This is a genomic window from Kitasatospora sp. NPDC093558 (assembly GCF_040683475.1).
GTDB lineage: Bacteria > Actinomycetota > Actinomycetes > Streptomycetales > Streptomycetaceae > Kitasatospora.
On sequence record NZ_JBFBDY010001149.1, the window covers coordinates 1 to 1,451 of the forward strand.

Consider the following 1,451-nt stretch of genomic DNA (forward strand, 5'->3'; position numbering starts at 1 on the left):
ACACGCCGAACCCGGCGTCGGCCGAGTCCACGGCCGGCAAGGCGTGCCCCACCGCCCCGGTGGCCGTGCCGGACGTCTCGCCGATCGAGGAGACGCCGGTCCCCAAGGGCGAGCTGCCCGTGCCGCCGCCCGGTCCGTCCGCCACGCCGACCACGGGTGCGAGCGCCGGTCCGACGGGCGTCCCGACGCAGGCCCCGACGGTGGCGCCCACCGCGCAGCCGTCCGCGCCGGTCAAGACGCCGGCGCCGGCCGAGACGCCGACGGTCACCCCGACGGCCGCCGCGACCAGCGCGCCCGCCACCGCGCCCGCCGTCAAGTCCGTCGCGAACGGCAGTGCGGGTACGGTGAGCGCGGTCTACCAGGGCGACGCGAACGGCACCGCCAAGGCGACCCAGGCCGGGCTGATCGACGACATCGTCGGCGGTATCAACAACCTTCTGAACCCGGGCGGTTCGGCGTCCCCGACGCCCTCCGCGTCGCCGACCGCCACCCCGGCCCCGGCGACCACCCCGGCACCCGCAGCCCCGGCACCCGCCGCCCCGGCCCCGAGGGTCGGCACCCCGGTCCAGCCCGGGCAGCCGCCGGCCCCCGCCGCGCAGCCGCCGGCCCAGCCGCAGGCGCAGCCGTCCGCGCAGGTGCCCGACGCCGGCACGGTGACGCAGGCCCCGAAGCCGTCCGCGACCGGCAAGGCGCCCACCAAGCCGGCGCCCTCGTCCAGCGCCTCCGCGACGCCGTCCGGTTCCGCCGCGCCGTCGGCCCCGTCGTCGTCCGCCTCCCCGACCGCCTCAGCGACCGCTTCCCCGACCGCGAACCCGAACTGCACCGTGGACGCCCGCAACCTGACCGCCGCCGCGGCGCCGGGCGAGCACGTCGTCCCGCAGCAGAACTGGACGCTGCAGACCAGCCGCCTCGGCCTGTACGGCTCGGCCTTCCACGGCGTCTACGACGTCAAGACCCCGACCGGCACCAAGCGGGTGCTGAAGTTCGTGGTGTCGAGCGTCGACATCGAGAACCTCGACATGTCGACCCTTGAGGGCAACGGCGTGACGTTCCACGTCCAGGGCGCCCCCGGCTCGACCTCGACCATGCGCAACGGCCCGGTCACCATGTACGTGGAGCGCCTGTCCGGCCACCTCTCCAAGGCGCTCGGCCTGCCGATCCCGATCGACCTGGGCGAGATCACCCTCACCCCGGACACCCTGCCGCGCTGGCTGTACGACCTGATCGGCTCGATCCCGGTCCCGCTGGACCTGGAGCTGACCGGGGTGACCGCCAAGCAGGCCGGCCAGTTCGGCGGCACGCTGCACATCCCCGGGATGCACCTGTTCAACGACAACGCGCCCTACAGCGACAAGTAGGCGCCGGTACAACGCCCGTGGGGCGGCCCCTCCCGTTCGGGAGGAGCCGCCCCACGGGCGGTGTACCGGCGCTCGGGCGGGACTACTCGCCGG

General features: G+C 75.7%; 1 protein-coding gene. It reads left to right on the forward strand.

Features of this window, described 5'->3' with window-relative positions; translation table 11 throughout:
• A partial coding sequence (locus AB0O00_RS39285) for a hypothetical protein (RefSeq protein ID WP_363659460.1) occupies positions 1–1,358 on the forward strand: 1,358 nt, incomplete at its 5' end.
• Positions 1,359–1,451 lie beyond the last annotated feature (93 nt).